The organism is Actinomycetota bacterium (assembly GCA_040905475.1).
In the GTDB taxonomy this organism is placed as follows: domain Bacteria; phylum Actinomycetota; class AC-67; order AC-67; family AC-67; genus DATFGK01.
This window is the reverse complement of the sequence record JBBDRM010000010.1, coordinates 22409-29233: the sequence shown is the minus strand read 5'-3', so window position 1 is coordinate 29233 and position 6825 is coordinate 22409. Positions and strand designations below refer to the sequence as shown.

Annotated in this window: 8 protein-coding genes and 2 tRNA genes; 8 read left to right on the top strand and 2 right to left on the bottom strand. The window is 68.0% G+C overall.

Translation table 11 applies throughout. The features are described 5' to 3' along the window. Nucleotides 1-54: 54 nt before the first annotated feature. Nucleotides 55-873, bottom strand: coding sequence for a DUF6299 family protein (locus tag WEB06_01010; GenBank protein ID MEX2554192.1), 819 nt, complete (start codon nt 871-873; stop codon nt 55-57). Between the two features lie 150 nt (nt 874-1023). Here WEB06_01010 and WEB06_01005 point away from each other — a divergent pair, with 150 nt between their 5' ends. The 8 genes from WEB06_01005 (at nt 1024) to WEB06_00970 (ending at nt 5734) form a co-directional block, all read left to right on the top strand. Continuing rightward, the gene (locus tag WEB06_01005; protein MEX2554191.1) at nt 1024-1644 is read left to right on the top strand and encodes a DedA family protein; all 621 of its coding nucleotides are present in this window, start codon (nt 1024-1026) and stop codon (nt 1642-1644) included. Continuing rightward, the gene (locus WEB06_01000) at nt 1641-2285 is read left to right on the top strand and encodes a lysoplasmalogenase (GenBank protein MEX2554190.1); all 645 of its coding nucleotides are present in this window, start codon (nt 1641-1643) and stop codon (nt 2283-2285) included. The genes WEB06_01005 and WEB06_01000 overlap by 4 nt, the downstream gene beginning before the upstream one ends. 315 nt (nt 2286-2600) lie before the next feature. After that, the gene (locus tag WEB06_00995; protein MEX2554189.1) at nt 2601-3008 is read left to right on the top strand and encodes a universal stress protein; all 408 of its coding nucleotides are present in this window, start codon (nt 2601-2603) and stop codon (nt 3006-3008) included. After that, on the top strand, nt 3005-3610 hold the full coding sequence (locus tag WEB06_00990; GenBank protein ID MEX2554188.1) for a hypothetical protein: 606 nt from the start codon (nt 3005-3007) through the stop codon (nt 3608-3610). Before WEB06_00995 ends, WEB06_00990 begins: the two co-directional genes overlap by 4 nt. Nucleotides 3611-3677: 67 nt before the next feature. After that, complete coding sequence (locus WEB06_00985; protein ID MEX2554187.1) at nt 3678-5042, top strand: PQQ-dependent sugar dehydrogenase; 1365 nt, start codon at nt 3678-3680, stop codon at nt 5040-5042. After that, nucleotides 5039-5509 (top strand): tRNA adenosine(34) deaminase TadA, encoded by a 471-nt coding sequence (gene tadA / locus WEB06_00980; protein ID MEX2554186.1) that lies wholly within the window; start codon nt 5039-5041, stop codon nt 5507-5509. Before WEB06_00985 ends, tadA begins: the two co-directional genes overlap by 4 nt. A gap of 9 nt (nt 5510-5518) precedes the next feature. After that, nucleotides 5519-5610: transfer RNA gene (locus WEB06_00975), tRNA-Ser, on the top strand. 34 nt (nt 5611-5644) lie between these two features. Further along, nucleotides 5645-5734, top strand: a tRNA-Ser gene (locus tag WEB06_00970). Nucleotides 5735-5762: 28 nt separating this feature from the next. Here the strand turns inward: WEB06_00970 and WEB06_00965 are convergent. Next, nucleotides 5763-6701 (bottom strand): hypothetical protein, encoded by a 939-nt coding sequence (locus WEB06_00965; GenBank protein ID MEX2554185.1) that lies wholly within the window; start codon nt 6699-6701, stop codon nt 5763-5765. Nucleotides 6702-6825 lie beyond the last annotated feature (124 nt).

The window sequence follows — 6825 nt, the reverse complement described above, 5'->3', positions numbered from 1 at the left end:
CCCCCCCCCCCCCCCCCCCCCCCCCCCCCCCCCCCCCCCCCCACTACCCCGCCCTTAGGCGGCCGTCAGGATGACCCTCTGGCGCGTCAGATGGTCCTCGCCGCAACTGAAGAAGTTGCAAGCGAAGGCGTTGACGTTGAGCGAGGCCGTGCCCGGCGCGAAGTCGGCGCCGTTCGGACGAACCTCGGCCGTCCACGGGTGCGTTCCTCCGTCACACGGCACCTCGGTGAAGAAGAATCCGTCGGTTTTCCGCGCGTGGGTCCGGCTCGCCTGCTTCAGCGTGCCGTCGACACCCGCGAACTCAACGCCCTCTCCGGAGCACGTCACGGTCCCTCCGACGGTCGCAAAACCGGTATCGGTGTCCACCGTTCCCGACTTGTCGACGGTGACGCTGATGACGGGCGGCGGCGGCGGGGGAGTGAGGCTGATCGTCAGCTGGCCGCCGTTGCCCCCACCGTCGAACTCGTCGTCGATGGCGAGGATGAAGTACGAGACCCCGGCTTCGGCGGTGAACGCGATAGCGCCCGGCCCGCACGCGACGAGCTCGAGGGCGCCGGGCGTCCCCGATCCGACCAGAACCCCTGCGCTGTAGTTGGAGCTTGAAACGTCGATGAAGACGTCCGAACCGGTTCCCTGCAACGAGTACCAGACGCTCGCGTCCGTGGCCGGCGCGCCGCAAAGCTCGTTGAGCGCTGCGTCCTGCGCGTCCGTCGTGGCTTCAGACGTGTCGATCGTCTGCGTGAATGGGATCGCCCCGATCGCCGTCGCCCCTCCGATGGTGTCGTTCGACGGTGAGGCCGCCGAAACGCTTGCCACCTGGAGCATGACGGCCGCGAACACGGCGAAGGCCGTGAGCGAACGTCGAGATCTCATGCCGACTCCTCCTCTCCCCGGAGCGGATTCTCCTGATCGCTCAGACGCCCGACCCGATCCCAAAGTTCCGACTCGTGTGGCTTCGTGACGGAAACGAGCGTTTCGGTTCGGCTACCCTTCGATCGGCCCGCCGGCGTGAAGGAGGATGGGTTGCTCGAGGAGATCGTCAATCGCGTCGGGCCTGTATTCCAGGTCGCGGGCTACTGGATCGTGGCGGGAGCCGTGGTCCTCGAACGATCCATCTTCATCGGCTTGATCATCCCCGGTGACGTGGTCCTGGCACTGGGCGGCATCTACGCAGCCCGGAACGAACTATCCCTCCCATGGGTGATCGCGACCGCGACGCTGGCGGCGATCGTGGGCGAGTCGGTGGGTTACTGGCTCGGCCGGAGGTACGGCGTCGGCCTCATATCGCGGCTGCCCCTCGTCCGCCGTCTCTCCCCCAAGCTCCATGCGGCCGAGGAGTACTTCCGCACGCAGGGCCGCAAGACCGTGTTCATCGGCCGCTTCGCGACCGCGGCCGGCTCGTTCATCCCGTTCGTGGCCGGCGTAGCGAAGATGCCGTTCGGCCGGTTCCTCGCCGTCGACGTTCCCGCCATCATCGTGTGGGCCGGCGGTATCGCCGCCGTCGGCTACGTGTTCGGGAGCAACCTCGACCGCGTCGAGCGTTTACTGTCACGGTTCGGTCTCATAGCTCTGGGTCTCCTGGCCGTGCTCATCCTCACTCGCTTCCTCCTGCGGAGGCGGCGGCAGAGCGACGGCGCCGGGTGACGACCGCGGCCTGGCTCTGTATCGCCGTCGCGGGAGCGCTCGCGCTCGCCGATTGGATCGCGGTGTCTCCCTCCGTTGGATCCAAGCGCGCCGAATACGTGCTCAAGCCGGCGACCATGATTCCCCTCATCGCCGCCGCGGCGATCCTGGACCCCGAGCGCGACGCGCAGCGCGCGCTGTTCGTAGCGGCGCTCGTCCTTTCGCTCGCCGGTGACGTTTTCCTGATGCTTCCGCGTGACCTGTTCGTCGCCGGGCTCGGCTCCTTCCTGCTCGGCCATATCGCGTACATCGGAGGCTTCCTGCTCGAGCCGCGGACGGGGGGCCCAACGTTGATCGCGGGCGCCGTTGTCGTGATGGCCGCGGCCACCCTCGGGCGGCGGATCATCACCGCGGCGCGCGCGAGCGATGCTCCGGCGATCGCGGCACCCGTCGCCGTCTACATGATGGTGATCTCGATCATGGTCGTCCTGGCAGCCGGCACCGCCGAGGCGTTCGCCATCGTCGGGGCTGCGATCTTCTTCGCCTCCGACGCGATGATCGCGTGGGACCGCTTCGTCCGGCCCTTCAAGTGGGCGCGCCCGCTGATCATGGCGAGCTACCACGTGGCGCAAGCGGCGCTGGTGATCTCGCTCACACGTTGACGGCTTCCGCGGAGGTAGGCTCCGCGTATGGACCCCGAGTCCGCACAGACGTCCCTCGAGTCCGCCTCCACCTGCGACTTGTCCACGATCTGCTGGAACTGCGGCTTGCCGATGCAGCCCGAGCATGCCCATTACCGATGCCCCGGCTGCGGCTGGCGTGACTCCTGCTGCGACGGGCCTTACTGATGGGCCGACGTGGTGCTAGCACCTCCCGGCCACGTTCGGCGACCGACCCCGCGAAGTGGTGGGGGCAGGATGGGAACCGCGATCCGTCCGTCCTAGCGTCGAGGGGTACCTCGATGAAGGAGGACGGAGATGCAGAAGATCCTGGTCGGAACCGACGCGTCCGGCTCCGCCGACCTCGCGGTCGAGGCCGCTGCTCGCCTTGCCGCGGCGCAGGATGCGGAGTTGCTCGTGCTCTACGTTCGTCCACCGCTCGACGCACGGGAGGTCTTCGACCCGTCGCACATGCCCGACGCCGACGCGTACATGACCGCGATCCGGGAGCGCTTCAGCGAGGTCAAGGTACGTGGCCGGGTCGAATCCGGTGACCCCGCCGAAACGATCTGCGACGTAGCCGAGGAAGAGACCGTCGACGTCATCGTCGTCGGCAACCGGGGCACCCACGGCAAGCGCCGCTGGTTCCTCGGCAGCGTCCCGAACGCGGTCGTGCAGCACGCGCCGGCTTCCGTGTACATCGTCGACACGAGGAGCGCCCAATGAACGCGACCTTGGCGAAGGAGCGGATGTCCTCCACGCCCCGCGCCGCGATCGCCGGGATCCGCTCGTTCTACTCGCGGCCGCTCGGCTGGCTCGCGCTGATCATCACCGCGGTCTTCCTCGCCTACGGCGGCGGAGGAGCGATGTTCTGGTTCCACGCGATCTACCGCGGCGAGGCCGGTCCGCCGATCAACGACTGGTACCACTGGTTCTTCGACTCGTCGCTCGGCTTCGTGGCGCTCACGCCGGCGCTGTTCTTCATCCTCCCGGCGGCTCTGTGGGCCCTCGATCAGATGCGGCTCGCCGGCCGAAAGGTCAAGGCCGTCACTTACGTGCTCGTCGTGGGCGTGATGTTCGGCGTCGCGACCGGCCCCGGTCCGCTGTTCCACGACACGCTCGTCGGCCGCACGGCGCCCCTCGGCAAGGCCGCGGTACGGATCTTCGGCCACGACCCGGAGGTTGGCGCGCGCATGGCGGGCGCGCATCCCCATTCGACGCTCACGGAGGGTTTGTTGCAGGTGATCGTCGGCGTGCCGGTCTACATCGTTGCCGGCTTGCTTGCCCTCGCCACCATCCGGGCACTGGCACGCAGAACAGCCGCGTAGGAGACATCCCCCAGGAGCCCGGCGCCGGCCGGGCTCCTGCCTTTCCTCCCGCGAGCGTGCGCCGCGGATGCGCGGGATACTGGCGGGAGCCGTGGGAGCAGTCCGCCGCCTCTTCGCCGCGATCGCGCTCGCAGCGCTGGGGGTTGCATCGCTCCTGCCGATAGACGCTGAGGCGCAGACGGTCGCCGACCCCGACTTCAAGCTCAAGACCGTCGCGTCGCTCGATTTCCCCGTCGGCATGCAGTTCACGCCCTCGGGGACGCTCCTGTTCGTGAACGAGCGGGAGGGCCGGATCCGGATCATCAAGAATGGCAAGCTGCTGAGCCAACCATTCGCGATCGTTAACACGACCACGTCGGGCGAAGGCGGACTGCTCGGCCTGGCGCTCCATCCCAGCTTTGAGACGGGTCAGCCGTGGGTCTACGTCTTCTACACGTACACGAGCGACGGCCAGATGTTCGACCGCGTCGAGCGCTTCAGGGCGTCCGGCGACAAGACCGTACAGCGTCAGATCGTGTTCGATGCGATGCCGGCCAGTCAGTACCACCACGGCGGCAGCCTCGCGTTCGGGGCGGACGGCAAGCTCTACGTGTCCAACGGCGAGGAGCACGACTCCAACAAGGCCCAGGACCCGACCGTGCTCGGCGGCAAGGTGTACCGACTCAATGCCGACGGCTCGATCCCGTCCGACAACCCGTTCTCCGGCGAGCCGACGTTCGCCTACGGGCTGCGTAACCCCTTCGGAATGACGGTCGACCCGACCGGCGGCCGCATCTGGGTCACCGAGAACGGACCTAGTGAGGACGACGAGGTCAACCTGATCGTGAAGGGCGGCAACTACGGCTGGCCGAAGGTCACCGGCTCCGACGGGAGCGGCGGCTACCGCGATCCGGTCCTCAACTATCAGAACATCGTCGTGCCGACCATGATGGCGTTCGGCGGCAGCGCGCTCCCCAAGGCCTACCGCGGCAACCTCTTCTTCGGAACGTACGGCCAGCAAACGATCCACCGGGTCAAGCTGACGGCGAGCCGGACCGGCGCGTCCAGCGACACGATCTTCATCCGCCCGAACCAAGGCGTGGTCGGCATGACGATGGGCCCCGACGGCCTCTACTACACGACGCCGACGAAGGTCGTGCGAGCCTACGTCCCCGCCGCGCCTGCTCCCGCCCCCGTGCAGACGACCCCCAAGCCCACCCCGAAGCCGACTCCCACGAAGACGCCGACCCCAACTCCCACTCCGACCTCGACTCCGACTCCGACTCCGACCCCGACCCCGACTTCCTCCGAGACCCGATCACCCATAGCCGCCGAGCCTTTGCCTGCGAGCGCCCGCCTTCCTTGGCTCCTTGTCGGCGCCGGAGCAGGCCTGGTGGCTGCAGGGCTCCTGGTTTGGCGGTTCATGCTGAGGCCGCGAGGGCCGGCGTCATGACCGGACCCGAGGTCTGGATGCGGTCGGCCCTCGATGAAGCCCGGCGCGCACTCGATCACGACGACGTCCCGATCGGCTGCATCGTGGTTTCCGCCGCTGGCGAAGAGCTCGCCCGCGCGCACAACTCCCGTGAGCGCGACACCGATCCGACCGCGCACGCGGAGCTGCTCGCTCTGCGCGACGCCGCAGCGAAGCTCGGCAGCTGGCGACTGGAGGGCGCGACCGTTTATGTCACGCTCGAGCCGTGTCCGATGTGCGCCGGCGCGATGGTCCTCGCTCGCGTTGCTAGCCTCGTCTACGGAGCGGCCGATCCGAAGGCCGGCGCCACGGGGTCGATCTACAACATCGTGCAAGACGAGCGGCTCAATCATCGCCTCGACGTCGTGTCCGGCGTGCTCGCCGACGAGTGCGGCGCGATCCTCACAGCCTTTTTCCAGAGCAAGAGGGATCCCGGCCGGTCGCTATAATCCCCGCTCGGAGAGGTGCGAGAGTGGCCGAATCGGGCGTTCTCGAAAAGCGCTAGACCCCGGAAGGGGTCTCGTGGGTTCAAATCCCACCCTCTCCGCCATGGATCGCTCGGTCGCCCCGTAGAATCTCCCGCCGGAGGAGTGCGAGAGCGGCCGAATCGGCGCGCCTGGAGAGCGCGTGGGCTCGCAAGGGTCCCGTGGGTTCAAATCCCACCTCCTCCGCCAGCTCGAGCATTCGGCGTCGAGGTTTCGTCTACGGTCGGATTGCGGCCGCCAACGGAAGCGAGACCGCGGCCTCGATGCCGCAGCCGAAAATGATCAGGTCCGCGCCCGTCCAGGTTGCCGAATGCCCGCCGCCTGCAAGGCAGTGCGAAGGCGACAGGGAACTCCATTGATCCTTCGCCACGTCGTAGCGGGCGTCGCTCGTCAACGGCGGATTGTCCTGGCCGCCGTGTCCTCCGGTGAGGAGGATGTCGGTGCCGGTCCACGTGGCCTGATGGCCGAACCGGACCGAAAGCCGGGACTTCGCCAGCAAGCGCCACTGATCCGACGCCGGGTCGTAGGCGGCGTCTCGCGTTTCGAAGCGATCCGACCCTGGATAGCCCCCGGACACGATCATCTCCGAGCCGGTCCAGACGAGCTGATGGTTCCAACGGCCGTTGATCGGGGCCACTGCGAGCTTCCGCCAGCGGTCGGTTCGCGGATCGTAGGCGGCGCCGTCTTTCCTGAAAGAGCCATCCGTGGGCGACCCGCTCACACCACCCCATACGATCATCTCCGTTCCCGTCCAGATCGCGCCGTGACCGCTGCGCGCGCTGATCGGTGCGGTGCTCAGGATCCGCCACTTGCGAGCCGCGGGGCTGTACGCAGCGCCGTCCTTGAACCGGACGTCGTCATTGCTTCCGTCGTTGGCTCCCCCCCAGAACAGCACCTCCCGCCCGGTCCAAACCGCCGAAGGACCCCAACGAGCAGCGAGCGGCCCGGCAGGAAGGGCGCTCCATCGGTCCTCGCCGGGTTCATACGCGGCACCGTTGGCACGTGGAGAGAAGTTCGTCGTTCCGCCACGGCCTCCCCACACGATGAGTGCGTCCCCTGTCCACGCGAACGCGGCCCCTGTCCGGCCGACGAGCGGCGATGCTGCGAGCTTCCGCCAGCTTCCTTTCTTCGGGTCGTACGCTGCACCGTCGGCCATCGGAAGCCCATCGTGCCCGAGGCATGCGAACCCCACGCCGCCCCAGACGACGAGCTCCTTCCCCGTCCAGGCCGAGACGTGACTTGCTCGCGGGACGAGCGCTGGCGTCTTGAGGGCGCGCCAC